The following is a 16,389-nucleotide window of genomic DNA, read 5'->3' on the forward strand; positions in this document are numbered from 1 at the left end:
GGGTGGGAGGCAACTCCCGCCCCTTCTTTTTTGCTGAGTTAAGCGGCACCGGCCCGCTCCCACACCCGGCCACCCAAGCAGAGTATCCTAGATGGGCGGCCGGGTGGGGGAGCGGGCCGGTGCCGTGCTCAGCGAAGCTGAGCCAAGCCTATGCCGCCGCGCAATTCTGCCGGATATACTCGGCATGGTCGGGCATATAATCGACCGACTTGGCGACCGCGCCGGCGATATGCGCCAGCCGGTCGCGCGTCTCGGCGAGCGACAGCAGTTCCGCGACCGGATCGTGGCGGCCCCAGCGCAGCCCCTGACCGACCATCACCGCGAACCAGCTGGTGTCGTTGAACAGCTCCTCATGCTCGCGGAAGCACCGGCCCGAGCTTTCGAACACGCGGATCTTCTCCGCCAGCCGCTCGGGGAGCGGCATCGTCCGGCAATAATCCCAAAAGGGTGAATCGGTGCGGTCGGTGACGCAATAATGCAGGATCAGGAAGTCGCGGATCAGCTCGCTCTCCTCGATCATCAGCCGGTTGTAGCGCGCGCGTTCCGCCTCCGCGAAGGTTGTGTCCGGGAAGTTGGACAGCAGGCGCGCGATGCCGGTCTGGATCATCCAGATGCTGGTCGATTCGAGCGGCTCCATGAACCCGGCCGACAGGCCGATCGATACGCAATTGCCTTCCCAGAAACGCGCACGATGGCCGGTGGTAAAGCGGATGAAGCGCGGATCGGCCAGCGCCTCCCCATCGAGATTGGCGAGCAATGTCGCCGCTGCCTCATCGTCGCTCATATAGTCGCTGCAATAGACCATGCCGTTGCCAGTGCGGTGCTGCAGCGGGATGCGCCATTGCCACCCGGCGCTGCGCGCAGTGGAGCGGGTGAAGGGAGTGAGGCCGCCCGGTGCCGAGGCGCACGGCACCGCGACCGCGCGGTTGCACGGCAGCTGTGCCGACCAGTCGATATAGGGGACGCCGAGGGTCTTGCCGATCAGCAGCCCGCCAAAGCCCGAGCAGTCGATGAACAGCTCGCCCGCGACGCGCTCACCGGACTCGAGCGCAACCGCGGCGATGTGACCGCTCTCGCCGTCGCGTTCGACATCGACGATCCGGCCCTCGATCCGCTTCACCCCCATCTTCTCGGCCAGCTCGCGCAGATACAGCGCATAGAGCCCGGCGTCGAAATGATAGGCATAGGCGATGCCCGACAGCGGCGAATTGCCGGCATCGATCGGTGGCATGAAGCGATTGGCGCGCGCGGCGCTCGCCATCAGCGAAAACGCATCCACATTGGCGAACTGCGGCTCCTGCGCCAGACGCTGCCAATAGGCGTGGAACGACACACCCTCCATGTCGATCCCATATTTGCCGAACGGGTGAAAATAGCGGCGCCCCAACCCGCCCCAGTCGACGAACTCGATGCCCAACTTGAAGCTGCCCTTGGTCCGGCGGACAAAGTCGTTCTCGTCAATGCCGAGCAGGCGGTTGAACGTGCCGATCTGGGGGATAGTGGCTTCGCCGACCCCGACCGTGCCGATCGCGTCCGACTCCGCCAATGTGATGGTCGCATAATCAGGTCCCAGGATGCGGGCCATCGCCGCCGCCGTCATCCACCCGGCAGTGCCGCCGCCCACGATCACGATCGACCGGATCCGTTCCGCCACGCATTTCCTCCCCAAAATCGCTGTGCAGCATCGCTGCAACATGCGCGTCATTTTCTTTCTGGTAGCGCACAACATGTCTTGCCGAAAGCTGCGCATTGGCTTAAGCAAAAGAAATGTTAGCGCTACCTTGTTGGCGCAACAGGGCAGAAGGGCCGCCAAGGCTCTCGAACGAGGAGGGGATGGATGTCGAATTGGCGGAAGCGTGCGCGCACCGAAGGTCGCGCTGCATGGGGTCTAGGAGTTTCCACCGCCGCGCTGATGACAGCGTTGGCCATGCCGACCGCAGCATGGGCGCAAGAAACGCCGGCTGCCGAGGAAGCCACTGATCCGGATACCGTGGTCGTCACGGGGTTCCGTGAATCGCTGCAAAGCGCACAGCAGCGCAAGCGCACGTCGGACACGATCGTCGACTCGGTGACCGCCGAGGATATCGGCGCGCTGCCCGATCGCTCAGTCACCGAAACGCTGCAGCGCATCCCCGGCATTTCGATCAACCGCTTCGCGGCGGGCGTCGATCCGGATCACTTCTCGGTCGAAGGGTCGGGCGTGGTTGTGCGCGGCCTCACCTATGTCCGCTCCGAATTCAACGGGCGTGAGGCATTCACCGCCAATAACGGCCGTGCGCTGAGCTTCGCCGATGTGCCGTCCGAACTGCTCGGCGGCGTAGACGTGTTCAAGAGCCCGTCGGCCGACCGCATCGAGGGCGGCATCGCCGGCGTCGTCAACCTGCGCACGCGCCTGCCGTTCGACAAGAAGGGCTTCGTGCTCGCCGGCTCGCTCGAGCTGAATTACTCGGACTTCATCGAAAAGGCCTCGCCGACTGCCGCATTGGTGGTCAGCAACACCTGGGACACCGGGATCGGTGAGATCGGCCTGCTCGGCAGTGTCTCTTATTCGCAGCTGTTCTCGCGCGCGGATCGCTTCCAGGTGTCGAGCTTCCGCGTCCGCCCGATCTATTCGGACGGCACGCGCACCGATGTGGTGCCGTTCGGCACCGCGACGCAGCGCGGCAGTGGTCTGTTCCCGCGCGGCGCGGTGATCGGCAACCAGGAATTCGACCGCCGTCGTCTCGGTTTTGCTGCAGCCGCCCAGTGGCGCAGCAATGACCGTCGCGCCGAAGCCACCTTCCAGTTCCTGCGCTCCGACGCGCGTCAGGCCTGGACCGAGCACACGATGGAGATCGCGACCGACAACGTCGCGTCGAACGGCGACTCGCGTGCCCGCGACGGCACGTCGATCGTGTTCGACTCCTCGGGTCTGTTTGAGAGCGGCGTCATCACCGGCCCGACCGGCTGGCGCGCCGATCAGAATACGGCAGGCGACATCCGCACCCCGGCGCTGGGCCTGCAGTCGAACAATATCCGCCGCGATCATGACGAACGCGCTGTGACCGACGATTACGGGTTCAACTTCCGCTATCAGGCGACCGACAATCTCAGCCTGAGCTTCGACTACCAGCATGTCGATTCGTTCGTCGACGTGATGGACAACGGCCTGTGGCTATCCTCCTATCAGGACGCCGCAATCCAGTTGAACGGCAGCGACTTCCCGACGGTCGAATTCCGCCCGCCGCAGAACTGCCCGACTTTGCCATGCACCGGCGCGCCGGGCAGCTCGGCCAACTACCCGTCTTATTATACGGGCACGCACCAGAGCTTCTCGGACCCGTATAACAGCTTCTACCGCTCGGCGATGGACCATATCGAGGCGAGCACCGGCAACTCGGACTCCTTCCGCCTCGATGCCGAATTGTCGTTCCCGGACGACGGCTTCTTCAAGTCGGTACGTGTCGGCGGCCGTTATGCCGACCGCGATCAGGTCGCGCGCTTCTCGACCTATAACTGGGGTCGCCTGAGCGAGCAGTGGGGCAATGGCGGTCCGATCTGGCTCGACGATCCGGTCGACAATGTCACCGGCGGGACCGGCGGCGCGCCGCTGCAGGGCTATGAAGCCTTCTGCTTCCAGGACTTCTTCCGCAATTCGGTGGGCAGTCCGCTGGGTGGCCAGTGCCGACTGTTCTCGAACATCAACAGCGCGACCTACTACCAGGCCTATATCGACTACGCCAACCGCATCAACCGCGAGTGGGAACCCACCGTGGCGGGCGCCGGCGGGCGTCAGATCAATGGCGGCTGGCGCTCGCTGGCGGACCGTCCCAATGCGATTGCGGGGACGCCGTTCACGCCAGGCGAAGTGAACCCGCAGCAGGAGATCAACAAGGCTGCCTATGTCATGCTGCGCTTCGGCAACGAGTTCGGCAATGGCATGAAGCTGAGCGGCAATGTCGGCGTGCGCTACACGACGACCAACCGCAAGTCGGAAGGGTTCATCGAATTCCCGTTCGCGACCAACCTGCCGACCACGGACACCTGCCGGGATTCCATCAACAACGCGCTGACCGGCGCGGGCGGATCGGTGAACACGCTGTGCGCGCTGACGCCGACCCAGCTGACGCAGATCGGCGCGTATCTGAACGGCGCGATCGTCGCGAACAACTTCGACGTCGATTATGATTACTGGCTGCCCAGCCTCAATCTGAAGCTGGAAGTCGGTGGTGGGTTGCAGTTCCGTGCCGCCTATTCGAAGGGGGTGTCGCCGCCTTCGCTGGGTCTGGTGCGCAACTATTTCCCGGTTGGTGTCACGGCGGTTCCGCGCGTCGATGCCAATGGCAACCAGATCCCGGTGGTCGTCACGCCGACCGCACCCGGCACGGGCGCCTTCGGATCGGACGGCAATATCGCGCCGGGTCAGGTGCTGATCCAGGGTTCGTTCAACGCCGGCAACCCCGAACTGCTGCCGACCGAGGGCGACAATTTCGACGTCACCGCGGAATGGTATTTCTCGCGGGTGGGTCAGCTGACCGCGTCGCTGTTCTACAAGGAACTGCGTAACGTCCTGACCAACGACACGGTGCGCCGCAGCTTCACGAACAACGGCCAGACGTTCGAAGCGGTCGTAACGACGCCGGTCAATTCGACGGCGGTCGGCAAGATCAAGGGCTTCGAAATCGCCTATCAGCAGGTGTTCGACTTTCTGCCTGGGCCGCTCAAGGGGCTCGGCCTGCAAGCCAACTATACCTATGTCGACAGCGAGGGCGTGCCGCAGAGCACATTGTCGGAGACCGACCCGGACGTGGCCGCTGGCCGTCAGCCGACGATCACCGGCGACAATTTCCCGCTTCAGGGGCTGTCGAAGCACACGTTCAACATCACGCCCTTCATCGATATCGGGCCGGTGTCGGCGCGTGCATCCTATAGCTGGCGTTCGCAGTATCTGCTGACGCTGCGCGACGTGATCACGCCGTTCGACCCGATCTTCCAGGAAGCCTATGGTCAGCTCGACGCGTCGATCACCATCTCGATCAGCGACCGGCTGAAGCTCGGCATTCAGGGGGTGAACCTCACCAACTCGGTGACCAAGACCAGTGCGGCGGTGGCGGACCAGAATGGCGATGTCCGCATCATCCCGCGCGGCTGGTATATGAACGACCGCCGCGTCACCGGCATGATCCGCTTCAACTTCTAACGCTTTAAACTTCCCAACCTCCCCGCCGTCGCCCCTCCCCGGGCGGCGGCATTTTTTTGCCTGCGGCCAGCGCGGGGAAGGTCGCACAAAAAAATGCTGCGCAGCATGGGGCTGCGCAGCATTTGGTTATCCGTCGACGGATAGTGCTTAGGCGATCGCCTTGGCCTCCCCGAACAAGCGCGCCAGTTCGGTCCGCATCGGTTTCGCTCGAAAGCTGCTGTCATACGGGCAGCAACGCTGCGGCAGCCCGTCCTTGCGCGGCGCGAACCCCTGCAGCCAGCTATATTTGTCGACCATGCCCCAGGCGAGCACGTCGCGCAGCTGGGGGTAGGACAGCATCAGCTCCATATAGGCGCGCAGATAGGCAACGACGCCCGCGTCACGCTGCGCCGGGTCGCCGGGCAGGGCGTTATCCTTGACGTCGAGCTCGGTGATGACGAGGCGATAGCCCATCCCCACGGCTTCATCGATGAACTTGCGCCATTCGCGTTCCTGATACGGGCCAAGCCCGGTGGCGGGGTCGAGCTTGAACATTTCGATATGGCTCTGGATGCCCAGCGCATCGACCGGCACGTTGCGCTTGCGGAACCCCTCCAGAAGCTTGAGCACGCCGGCGCGATGCTTTTCGTTGCCCGGCTCCCAGCTCATATAGTCGTTATAGACCAGCTCCGCGTTCGGCATTTCCGCGCGCGCAGTGTGGAAGGCGAGGTCCAGAACCGGTTCGACACCCCCCATCGCTTTGGAAAGCGAGGTTTCGACCAGCCCCGACGTCTCGGGATCGACCGCCTCATTGACCACGTCCCAGCTGCGGATCGTGTCTTTGTACCGCCGCATTACGGTCTGGATATGATCGGTCAGGATCTTCTCAGCCGCCGCCTTGGGCGCCGACCCGAAGTCGTGATTGTTGAGCCAGTTCGGAAACCATTTCGGCCGCGCCCACAGCAAGGTGTGCCCGCGCACGTCGAGCCCCTTGCCGCGCGCCCAGGCGACCATCCCGTCGAACCGCTCGAAGCGATATTCGGTGGGTGAGGGGCGCAGCGCCTGCCACTTCATCTCATTTTCGGCGACGATCACGCCGCATTCGCGCTCGATGATGGCCGCATAGTCAGGGTTGTTGAACGACCCCGCATCCGCGCCCGGCGGCGCCCAGGCAACGGCACTACCGAACCGCCGCCCCTTGCGTCGCGCGATCGCATCGATGCCCGGCGGCGGAATAGTCGCCCCGGCCGAGGTGGCGGCGACGAGCGGAAGCGCGGCAATGCCAGCGAGCGTCTGGCGGCGGGTCGGGTTCATCGGGACTCCTTGGATTTACCAGTCATGCATCGTGCCGTCCGTGCCGGCATGGCTCAGACAATGGTCAGCAGCGCGGATTTGAGCGCGGCGGAGCTGTTGCCCACGCGAATATCGACCTCGCCCGCTTCGACGATCTCGCGCATATTCGCGTCCCAGATCGCGAAGGTCTCGGCGGGCAGGTCGAAGCGGACGGTGCGCGTTTCGCCAGGCTGGAGCGTCACACGCTCAAAGCCCTTGAGCTGGAGCACCGGCTGGGTCACCGATGCGGTGCGGCGGCTGATGTAAAGCTGCACCACCTCGTCGCCCGCGCGCATGCCGGTGTTGCGGACCTCGACCGATACGCTGACCTGGCCGTCGCGCTGCATCGTCGCAGCCGACAGCTTCGGCGCGCTGATCGCAAAGCTGGTGTAGCTCAGCCCATGGCCGAACGGAAACAAGGGCGCCTTGTCCGCGAACAGGTATCCGCGCCGCGCCGACGGCTTGTGGTTGTAGAAGAACGGGATCTGCCCTGCATCGCGGATCACCGTGACCGGCAGCTTCGCGCCCGGATTGATCCGGCCGAACAGCGCTTCGGCCATCGCGGTGCCGCCTTCCTGGCCCGGATACCAGCATTCGAGTACGGCGTTGGCCTTGCCGATCACGGCGGGCCAGCTCGGCGGACGGCCATTGATCGCGGTGATCACCAGCGGCTTGCCGAGCGCGGCCATCGCCGCGACCAGCTCATTCTGCTCACCGACGATATCGACGCTGGTCCGGTCGCCCAGGTGGTTCTTGGCAAAGCCCTCACGGCTGGTCTGTTCAGTGTCGCCGATCGCGAGCACGATCGCATCGGCGCCCTTCGCGACCGCGACAGCCTGCGCGATCAGGTCGCGGTTCTTGGCCGGTTCGGCTAGCAGCACCTCGTTCGCCGAGCGGTCCTCGCTCTGGGTGATGAACACGCCCTGCGCGGTCAGCAGCTCGACCTTGTCGCCGACCAGTGCGCGCAGCCCTTCGATCAGGCTGACGGTTTGCTTGGGGACGCTCGAATAACCGCCCAACCGCGCGATGGCGTGGTTGGGGCCGATCACCGCGAGCTTGCGGACCTTGCCCTCCGCGAACGGCAAAGTGCCATCATTGGTGAGCAAACACAGCGACTTGCGCGCCGCCTCCAGCGCCAGCGCGCGGGCTTCGGCGTTGCCGGTGATGCGCTCGGCCAGCGCGGCGTCGCCATAGGGGTTTTCGAACAGCCCCGCGCGGAATTTGAGCGTCAACATGCGCGCGACCGCGCGGTCGATCGCGCTCACCTCGACCTTGCCAGCGCGCACCTGATCGACCAGCGTGCGGAACGCCATGCCATCGGGCAGTTCGCTGTCCACCCCCGCAGCGAGCGCGAGCCGGGCGGTTTCGGCCAGATCGGCGGCGACGTGATGGATGCTCTCCAGCTCGTTGACCGCGCCATAATCGCTCGCGATCAGTCCGTCGAAGCCCCATTCGCCGCGCAGCACATCGCCGATCAGCCAGGTGTTTGCATGGCTCGGCACGCCGTCGATCTCGTTATAGCTCGGCATCACCGCGCCGATCGACGTGCGCTTCACGATCTCGCGGAACGGCGGAAAGAAATACTCGCGCAACTCACGTTCGGACAATTGCGCCGGGCCGACATTGACGCCGCTTTCGGGCTGGCCATGGCCGGTCATGTGCTTGAGCGTCGCATAGACCTTGCCATCGGCGAGCCGGTCGAACTTGCCCGGCCCCTGCAGTCCCTCGACCGCCGCGACGCCCAGTTCCGCCACGAGATAGGGGCATTCGCCGAACGTTTCCTCGATCCGCCCCCAGCGCGGGTCGCGCACGATGTCGACCACGGGCGAGAGGACATAGGGGACGCCGCGCGCCCGCGTTTCGCGCGCGATGACCGACTGGACGCGTCGCATCAGATCGCGGTCGAACGCTCCGGCAAGGCCGATCGCCTGCGGGAACATCGTCGCGTCGGTGGCCATATAGCCGTGCAGCGATTCCTCATGGAATAGCACCGGGATGCCGAGCCGCGTGTCGTTGAGCGCCCAGCGCTGCATCGCGTTGATGAAGTCGACCGTCTCGCGCGGGGTGCGCCAGCGCGCGGCGGTGCCGCCGGCCGCGCCGGTAATCCCCGGCACGCCGCGCTTGTCCGACGGGCGGGTGACATGGCCGACGCCATTGGGATAAGCCGCAGACGCCTTCTTCGCATTGAAGTCGAGGCCGTCCATGACCTCTTCCTTGCGCGCCCAGATGGCGATCATCTGGCCGACCTTTTCCTCCAGCGTCATCCGGCCGAGCAAGTCGGCGACGCGGGCAGGAATCGGCGCGCGCGCATCCTTGTAGAGCGGCGCGGCCAGCGCGTGCGCGGCGGGGGCCAGCGCGACTGCACCGGCTGCGACGGACGCACCGGCAAGCAGACGCAGCGCGGCGCGGCGCTTCACGGCGTCACCGCCAGCGTCACCGACTGAAGCGTGGCGGAATCGGCCCCGGTCATGATCTCGAACTCACCGGGTTCGATCACCCGCTTCATGTCGATATTCCACATCTGGAACGCGTCCGGGCCGAGCGTCAGCTTCACCGTCCGCGTCTCGCCGGGCTTGAGCGTCACGCGGCGGAAGGCCTTCAATTCCTTGATCGGGCGCGTCACCGATGCGACCTTGTCGCGGACATAGACCTGCACCACCTCATCGCCTTCGCGCGCGCCGGTATTGGTGACATCGACCAGCACATCGACGCTGCTCCCCGCCTTGACCGAGGTCGCCGACAGGCGTGGCGTGGACAGAGTGAAGTGCGTGTAGCTGAGGCCGTAGCCGAACGGATACAGCGGCTTGGTGGTGTCGAACAGGTAACCGCGCTGCGCGCTCGGCTTGACGTTATAGACCATCGGCAGCTGGCCGACATGGCGCGCGACCGTCACCGGCAGCTTGCCGCCCGGATTGACCCGCCCGAACAGCGTGTCGGCGATCGCATGCCCCTGCTGTTCGCCGCCATACCAGGTTTCGAGGATCGCGTCGGCCTGCTCGGCGATCTTGGGGTAGGAGGGTGGGCGGCCGTTGACGAGGACGACGACCAGCTTCTTGCCCAGCTTCTTCATCGCGTCGAACAGTTCCTGCTGCTCGCCGACCAGATCGAGGCTGGCGCGATCGCCGAGATGCGCGTCGGCCCAGGCTTCGCGGCTGGTCTGCTCAGTGTCGCCGATGAACAGCAGAATCGTGTCCGCCGCGCGCGCGGTCTCGACCGCCTGAGCGATGCGCTTGCGGTTCTCGGCCGGGTCGGACAGCTTGACCTCATCCGCCCACCAATCGTCATTCTCGGTGATCTTGACGCCCTCGGCGTGCACGATCTTCGCCTTGTCGCCGACCAGCGCGCGAATGCCCTGCAGCGGAGTGACCGTCTCGGGCGGGATGCCATAATAACCGCCGAGCCGCGCGACATCGGCGTTCGGCCCGATCACCGCGATCGTCTGCGGCGCGTCGAGCGACAGCGGCAGCGCGGCGCCTTCATTTTTGAGCAGCACGAACGACTTCGCCGCCGCCTTGCGCGCGAGGGCGACCGATTCAGGGCTGTGGTTGATCTTGGTGTCGGCCAGCTTCGCGTAGGGATTTTCGAACAGCCCGGCGCGGAACTTGATGCTCAGCATCCGTGACGTGGCGGTGTCGATCGCGCTCTGGCTAACCTCGCCCTTGCGCACCGCGTCGATCAGGGTCGAATAGGCGGTGGCGTTGGGCAATTCGCTATCGACGCCCGCCGCGAGCGCGCGCTTGGCGGCATCGGCGTTGGACACGGCGATCCGGTGAATGCCGACCATCTGCTCGATCGCATAATAGTCGCTCACCACCGCGCCGGGGAATTTCCATTCACCGCGCAGCACGTCGCCCAGCAGCCATTTATTGGCATGGCTCGGCACGCCGTCGATCTCGTTATAGCTCGCCATCACCGCCTCGACCCCGGTGCGGGTGACGACCGCCTCGAACGGCGGGAAGAACACCTCGCGCAGCGTGCGTTCGGCAATCGGCGCGGGGCCGATATTGGTGCCGCTTTCGGGCTGGCCGTGGCCGGTCATATGCTTGAGCGTCGCGAACACCTTGCCCGGGCCGAGCACGCGGGCGCGGTTGGTGCCCTGCAACCCCTCGACCGCCGCGACGCCCATTTCGGAGACCAGATGCGGGTCCTCGCCGAACGTCTCCTCGATCCGCCCCCAGCGTGGGTCGCGCGCGACATCGACCACGGGGGACAGGACGAGATGGACCCCGCGCGCGCGTACTTCGCGGGCAATCGCGGCGTTGATGTCGCGGATCAGGTCCGGGTCCCAGGTGGAAGCCAGGCCGATCGACTGCGGGTAGCTGGTCGCGTCCTGTGCGGCGAGGCCGTGCAGTGCCTCTTCATGGAACAGCACCGGGATGCCGAGGCGCGTGCCCTCGACCGCCCATTTCTGGATCGCATTCACGTAAGCGATGCTGTCAGCAATGCTGCGCGGTGGCGTGACGCGCGGCGACACCGGACCCTTGCGGTCCGACGGGCGGGCGAGCTGGCCGATGCCGTGCGGATGCTTGGCTTTCGCCTTTGCCGGATCGAACCAGTCCTGCGCGTCCTGAATCTCGACCTTGGTGTCCCAGATCGAGGTGATCTGGGCAACTTTTTCCTCCAGCGTCATCCGTGCGAGCAGGTCCGCAACGCGCGTCTCCAGCGGCAGTTTGGCGTTGCGATAGGGGGCGTCGGCCGGGGGGCGCTGTGCCGTGGCTTGCGCGGGACTGGGAGCCGGGGTGGCAGGCGTGCCAGCTATCACAGCGGGCGTTGCCGATACGCTCGCCAGCAACAGGGCGACCCAAGCCTTTCGCATCTTCACTCTCCTGAATCGAACCGCAAAACGGTCTTTATTGTTAGCGCTACCATGGTATGAGGGGATCGAGCTTGTCAAGCAGCGACCGGCCAGGAATCGGATCGGCGCATGGCGAAGGGGATGAGGATGGTGACCGTGCGGCTCTGTGCCCTGTTGCTGCTCGTGACGGTGCTGATGACCGGCGGCGCGGCGCGTGCGGAGGACGGATATCGCTTGTGGCTGCGCCATGCGCCCGTCGCCGATGCTGCGCAGCATCGCCCCGCCACCGTCACCCTGATCGGCAGCGATTCGCCGACTGCCCGACTGGCGCGCGACGAGTTGCAGCGCGGCCTTGCCGAGCTGCGCTTCGTATCTGCGATCACCCTCCGCAAGGTGACGACTCCGGGCGAGCGCGCAGGCGCGTTCCGCATCAGCGGTGCCGAGATCACCGCCGCGAGCGATAGCGGGCTGCTCTACGGCGCCTTCGCCCTGCTGCGGGAGCTGGGGCAGGGCAAGGCGATCGGCGCGATCCACCTCGATGAAGCGCCCGCCTACACGTTGCGCATGCTCAACCATTGGGACAATCCCGACGGGCATGTCGAGCGCGGCTATGCCGGGCGGTCGATCTTCGACTGGTGGCATCTGCCCGGCCATGTCGATGCGCGAATGACCGATTATGCGCGCGCCAATGCCTCGGTCGGGATCAACGGCGTCGTCGTCAATAACGTCAACGCCCGCGCGATGATGCTGGAGCCGCGCTACATCGCCAAGATCAAGGCGCTGGCCGACACCTTCCGGCCCTGGGGCATTCGCGTCTATGTCTCGGCCCGCTTCTCCGCGCCGCGCGACATTGGCGGGCTCAAGACCGCCGACCCGCTCGATCCGGCAGTACGCGCCTGGTGGAAGGCGAAGGCGGACGAGATTTACGCCGCGATCCCCGATTTCGGCGGCTTCCTGGTCAAGGCCAATTCCGAAGGCCAGCCGGGGCCGCAGGATTATGGCCGCAGCCATGCCGATGGCGCGAACATGCTTGCCGAGGCGATCGGCGGCCGCGGCACCGTGATCTGGCGCGCCTTCGTCTATGCCGCCGAGAACAAGGAGGATCGCGCCAAGCAGGCGTTCACCGAGTTCCAGCCGCTCGACGGCAAGTTTGCGTCGAATGTGGTCGTGCAGGTCAAGAACGGACCGATCGACTTCCAGCCGCGCGAGCCGTTCCACCCGCTGTTCGGCGCGATGCCGAAGACGCGGCTGAGCCTCGAGCTGCAGATCACCAAGGAATATCTCGGCTTCGCCTCACACCTCGCCTTCCTCGCCCCCTTGTTCGAGGAGGCGCTCGACGCCGATACCGGGCGCAGCGGCAGCGTTTCGCGGACGGTCAGCGTCATCGCCGGGGTCGCGAATACCGGGAGCGACCGCAACTGGACGGGATCGCATTTCGATCAGGCCAACTGGTACGCCTTTGGGCGGTTAGCGTGGAACCCAAAGCTGGCGAGCGACCAGATCGCCCGCGAATGGGCCGCGCAGACCTTCAGTCGCGATCCCGCGTTCCTGAACGCCGTCGTGCCGATGATGCTGGGCAGCCGCGATGCGGTGGTCGACTATATGACCCCGCTCGGCCTCGCCCATGTCATGGGCACCGGCCATCATTACGGCCCCGCGCCGTGGGTGTCCGATCTGGCCCGGCCGGAATGGAACCCGGTCTATTACCACCGTGCTGACCGTGACGGCATCGGCTTCGACCGCACCCCGACCGGCAGCAACGCGCTCGCCCAATATGCACCGGACGTGGCGAAGCGCTTGCTGGCAGACGAGGAATTGCTGCTGTGGTTCCGCCGTGTGTCGTGGGATCATCGACTGAAGAACGGGAATACCCTGTGGGAGGAACTGCCGCGCCGCTATGACCGGGGCGTGGCCGCTGTCGAGCGGATGCGCGCGACCTGGGCAACGCTCGCGCCGCATGTCGATGCGCAGCGTCATCGCGCTGTCGCTGACTTCCTCAACATCCAACGCGACGAGGCACAATGGTGGCGCGACGCCAGCCTTGCTTATTGGTCGACCGTTTCCGGTCGTGCGCTCCCGACCGGTCATAGCGCGCCCCGGTATCCGCTGAGTTGGTATCAGGCGCAGAACTTCCCTGAGGCGCCCGGCGAATGATTGCGCTCCCAAATCAGGTGACGCTGCGCTTGCTGCGACGGGCAAACGGGGCGTATGTGCCATGATCATGGCCTCATCCGCACCTGCCAAGCCCCGTTCGTCCCGCCGCCGTGGTGGCGCTCCCACCATCGCCGATGTCGCGGCGGAGGCGCACTGCTCGCCGATGACGGTCAGCCGCGTGATCAATGGCGAGGGCAATGTGCGCGAGAATACGCGCGAACAGGTGCTGGCGGCGATTGCCAAGCTTAACTTCGCGCCCAACCGCGCGGCGCGCAGCCTGGCGGGTGGCGAGCAATTGCGGATCGCGCTGATGTTCGACAACCCGTCGGCATCCTATCTTAGCGAGTTTCTGATGGGCGCCCTGGAAGAGGCGAGCCGCGCCGACATCCACCTCGTCGTCCAGAATTGCGAGAATGTTGCCGAGGCCAAGTCGCTGGTCCACCACCTGATCGATGGCGGGATCAAGGGCTTCATCCTCCCCCCGCCCTTGTGCGACGACCAGAGCGTGCTCGACCTGATCACCGACGCCGGGGCCGTCGCCATCGCGGTCGGTCCCGGCAAGGCGAGCGGGTCGCACGCTGCGGTGCTGATCGACGATTTCCAGGCCGCGTACGACATGACGCGGCACATCATCGATCTTGGCCATACGCGCATCGGGTTCATCATCGGCAACCCCGAACAGGTATCCAGCGGCCGCCGCCTCAACGGTTACAAGGCTGCGCTCGAAGCCGCGGGCATCCCGGTGCGCGAAGAGCTGATCGCGCAGGGCCGCTTCACCTATCGCTCGGGGATGCAGGCGTCGGAGCGGCTGATCTCGGTCGATCCGCGTCCGACCGCGATCTTCGCGTCGAACGACGATATGGCCGCCGCGACCGTCGCGGTCGCGCATCGGCTGCACCTTGATGTGCCCAACGACATCACCGTGTGCGGCTTCGACGATACCGCGATGGCGAGCACGATCTGGCCCGAGCTGACCACGATCCGCCAGCCGATCCGCGGCATGACCGCCTGGGCGGTGTCGGCGGCGGTGCGCTTCCTCAAGGCCAAGCGCAATGGCGAGCCGCTGGAGGTCGAGCAGAAAACCTTGCCCTACACGCTGGTGCGCCGCGATTCGGATTCCGCTCCGACGCTGGCCCGCCGCGCCTCTCCCAAACGGAGCCCCGATGCCTGATGATACACCCGTGCGGCTGCGGTCGCGCGACTGGTTCGACAATCCCGAACGCTGGGACATGACCGCGCTCTATCTGGAGCGGTTCATGAACTATGGCGTCACGCCCGAAGAGCTTCAGTCGGGCAAGCCGATCATCGGCATCGCCCAGTCGGGCAGCGACCTTTCCCCCTGCAACCGCATCCATCTCGACCTCGCCAAGCGCGTGCGCGACGGCATTCGCGATGCGGGCGGCATCCCGATTGAGTTCCCGGTTCATCCGATCTTCGAAAATTGCCGTCGCCCGACCGCCGCGCTCGACCGCAACCTTGCCTATCTCGGCTTGGTCGAACTGCTCAACGGCTACCCAATCGACGGCGTGGTGCTGACCACCGGCTGCGACAAGACCACGCCGAGTCAGGTGATGGCGGCGACCACGGTCGATATCCCGGCGATCGTCCTGTCGGGCGGGCCGATGCTCGATGGCTGGCATGAGGGCGAGCTGGTCGGTTCCGGCACCGTGATCTGGCGCAGCCGCCGTGCGCTGGCCGCGGGCGAGATCGATGAGGCTGAGTTCCTGCGCCGCGCAACCAGCAGCGCGCCGTCGGCCGGGCATTGCAATTCGATGGGCACGGCATCGACGATGAACGCGGTCGCCGAAGCACTCGGCCTGTCGCTCACCGGCTGCGCGGCGATCCCGGCACCCTATCGCGAGCGCGGACAGATCGCCTATCGCACCGGCCAGCGGATCGTGGAGATGGTGCGCGAAGACCTGCGCCCGTCGAGGATCCTGACGCGCGAAGCGTTCCTCAACGCCATTGCCACCGTCACCGTGTGCGGCGGATCGTCCAATGCCCAGCCGCACATCGTCGCGATGGCGCGCCATGCCGGCCTCGAGCTAGAGCCGGAGGTCTGGTACGATCACGGCTACCATTTGCCGCTGCTGGTCAACATGCAGCCGGCGGGGAAGTATCTGGGCGAGCGGTTCCATCGTGCGGGCGGCGTCCCTGCGGCGATGTGGGAATTGCTTCAGGCGGGGAAGCTGCACGGCGACTGCCTGACCGTCACTGGCCGGACGATCGCGGAGAATCTCGCCGGTACCGAAAGCAACGACCGTGAGGTGATCCGGCCGTTCGCCGATCCGCTTCAGGACAACGCCGGGTTCCTCGTGCTGAGCGGCAATCTGTTCGATTTCGCGATCATGAAAACCTCGGTGATCTCGTCCGAGTTTCGCAAACGCTATCTGTCGCGCCCCGGCGCGGAAAATGTGTTTGAGGCGCGCGCGATCGTGTTCGATGGCTCGGACGATTATCACCACCGCATCAACGACCCCGATCTGAACATCGACGCCGATTGCATCCTGGTGATGCGCTCAGCGGGCGTGCTTGGCTGGCCGGGGTCGGCGGAAGTGGTCAACATGCAGCCGCCCGATGCGCTGATCCGCGCCGGCGTGAACTGGCTGCCAACGCTTGGCGACGGGCGTCAGTCGGGCACGTCGGACAGCCCGTCGATCCTCAACGCCTCGCCCGAAAGCGCGGCGGGCGGCGGGCTGGCGTGGCTGCGCACCGGCGATACGATCCGCATCGACCTCAACACCCGCCGATGCGACATGCTGGTCGAGGCGGAGGAGATCGAGCGGCGCAAGGGCGATGGGCTGCCAGAGGTTCCGGCGAGCAATACGCCGTGGGAACAGCTCGCGCGTGAAAAGACCGGACAGCTCGGCGAGGGCGCGGTGCTGGAATTCGCGCTGGAGTACCGTCAGACGTCAAAGACGCTGCCGCGGCATAATCATTGAGTCCGTTC

At 65.6% G+C, this 16,389-nt stretch carries 8 protein-coding genes; 4 read left to right on the forward strand and 4 right to left on the reverse strand.

The window, feature by feature from the left end; genetic code table 11:
* Positions 1-148: 148 nt before the first annotated feature.
* Positions 149-1,654, reverse strand: a complete 1,506-nt coding sequence (locus KYX69_RS07680) for a tryptophan halogenase family protein (protein ID WP_300495729.1) — start codon at positions 1,652-1,654, stop codon at positions 149-151.
* Between the two features lie 183 nt (positions 1,655-1,837).
* Here KYX69_RS07680 and KYX69_RS07685 point away from each other — a divergent pair, with 183 nt between their 5' ends.
* Entirely contained in the window at positions 1,838-5,179 is a 3,342-nt protein-coding gene (locus KYX69_RS07685; protein WP_300495732.1) for a TonB-dependent receptor, read from the forward strand.
* A 147-nt stretch (positions 5,180-5,326) separates the two neighbouring features.
* On the opposite strand, the gene KYX69_RS07690 is transcribed toward KYX69_RS07685, so the two are convergent.
* The 3 genes from KYX69_RS07690 to KYX69_RS07700 are packed head-to-tail and all read right to left on the reverse strand — an operon-like array spanning position 5,327 to position 11,306.
* The gene (locus KYX69_RS07690; RefSeq protein ID WP_300495735.1) at positions 5,327-6,472 is read right to left on the reverse strand and encodes an endo-1,4-beta-xylanase; all 1,146 of its coding nucleotides are present in this window, start codon (positions 6,470-6,472) and stop codon (positions 5,327-5,329) included.
* Positions 6,473-6,525: 53 nt separating this feature from the next.
* A complete protein-coding gene (locus KYX69_RS07695) occupies positions 6,526-8,907 on the reverse strand; it encodes a glycoside hydrolase family 3 N-terminal domain-containing protein (protein WP_300495738.1) in 2,382 nt (793 codons plus the stop codon).
* Entirely contained in the window at positions 8,904-11,306 is a 2,403-nt protein-coding gene (locus KYX69_RS07700) for a glycoside hydrolase family 3 N-terminal domain-containing protein (RefSeq protein WP_300495740.1), read from the reverse strand. Before KYX69_RS07700 ends, KYX69_RS07695 begins: the two co-directional genes overlap by 4 nt.
* Before the next feature lie 174 nt (positions 11,307-11,480).
* On the opposite strand from KYX69_RS07700, the gene KYX69_RS07705 reads away from it, so the two are divergent.
* From KYX69_RS07705 to KYX69_RS07715, 3 genes are all read left to right on the forward strand, one after another.
* Positions 11,481-13,439 (forward strand): alpha-glucuronidase, encoded by a 1,959-nt coding sequence (locus tag KYX69_RS07705; RefSeq protein ID WP_300496029.1) that lies wholly within the window; start codon positions 11,481-11,483, stop codon positions 13,437-13,439.
* Between the two features lie 61 nt (positions 13,440-13,500).
* Entirely contained in the window at positions 13,501-14,610 is a 1,110-nt protein-coding gene (locus KYX69_RS07710; RefSeq protein ID WP_300495742.1) for a LacI family DNA-binding transcriptional regulator, read from the forward strand.
* Positions 14,603-16,381 carry an IlvD/Edd family dehydratase gene (locus KYX69_RS07715; protein ID WP_300495743.1) on the forward strand — a complete coding sequence of 593 codons (1,779 nt, stop codon included), beginning with the start codon at positions 14,603-14,605 and terminating at the stop codon, positions 16,379-16,381. The genes KYX69_RS07710 and KYX69_RS07715 overlap by 8 nt, the downstream gene beginning before the upstream one ends.
* Positions 16,382-16,389 lie beyond the last annotated feature (8 nt).

Source organism: Sphingomonas sp. (genome assembly GCF_030145815.1).
In the GTDB taxonomy this organism is placed as follows: Bacteria; Pseudomonadota; Alphaproteobacteria; order Sphingomonadales; family Sphingomonadaceae; genus Sphingomonas.

What these genes read in the sequence shown, in the direction of transcription:
- KYX69_RS07685 (WP_300495732.1), top strand. Translation starts at nt 1,838, where the DNA reads ATGTCGAATTGGCGGAAGCGTGCGCGCACCGAAGGTCGCGCTGCATGG.
- KYX69_RS07690 (WP_300495735.1), bottom strand. Translation starts at nt 6,472, where the DNA reads ATGAACCCGACCCGCCGCCAGACGCTCGCTGGCATTGCCGCGCTTCCG.
- KYX69_RS07700 (WP_300495740.1), bottom strand. Translation starts at nt 11,306, where the DNA reads ATGCGAAAGGCTTGGGTCGCCCTGTTGCTGGCGAGCGTATCGGCAACG.
- KYX69_RS07705 (WP_300496029.1), top strand. Translation starts at nt 11,481, where the DNA reads ATGACCGGCGGCGCGGCGCGTGCGGAGGACGGATATCGCTTGTGGCTG.
- KYX69_RS07710 (WP_300495742.1), top strand. Translation starts at nt 13,501, where the DNA reads ATGATCATGGCCTCATCCGCACCTGCCAAGCCCCGTTCGTCCCGCCGC.
- KYX69_RS07715 (WP_300495743.1), top strand. Translation starts at nt 14,603, where the DNA reads ATGCCTGATGATACACCCGTGCGGCTGCGGTCGCGCGACTGGTTCGAC.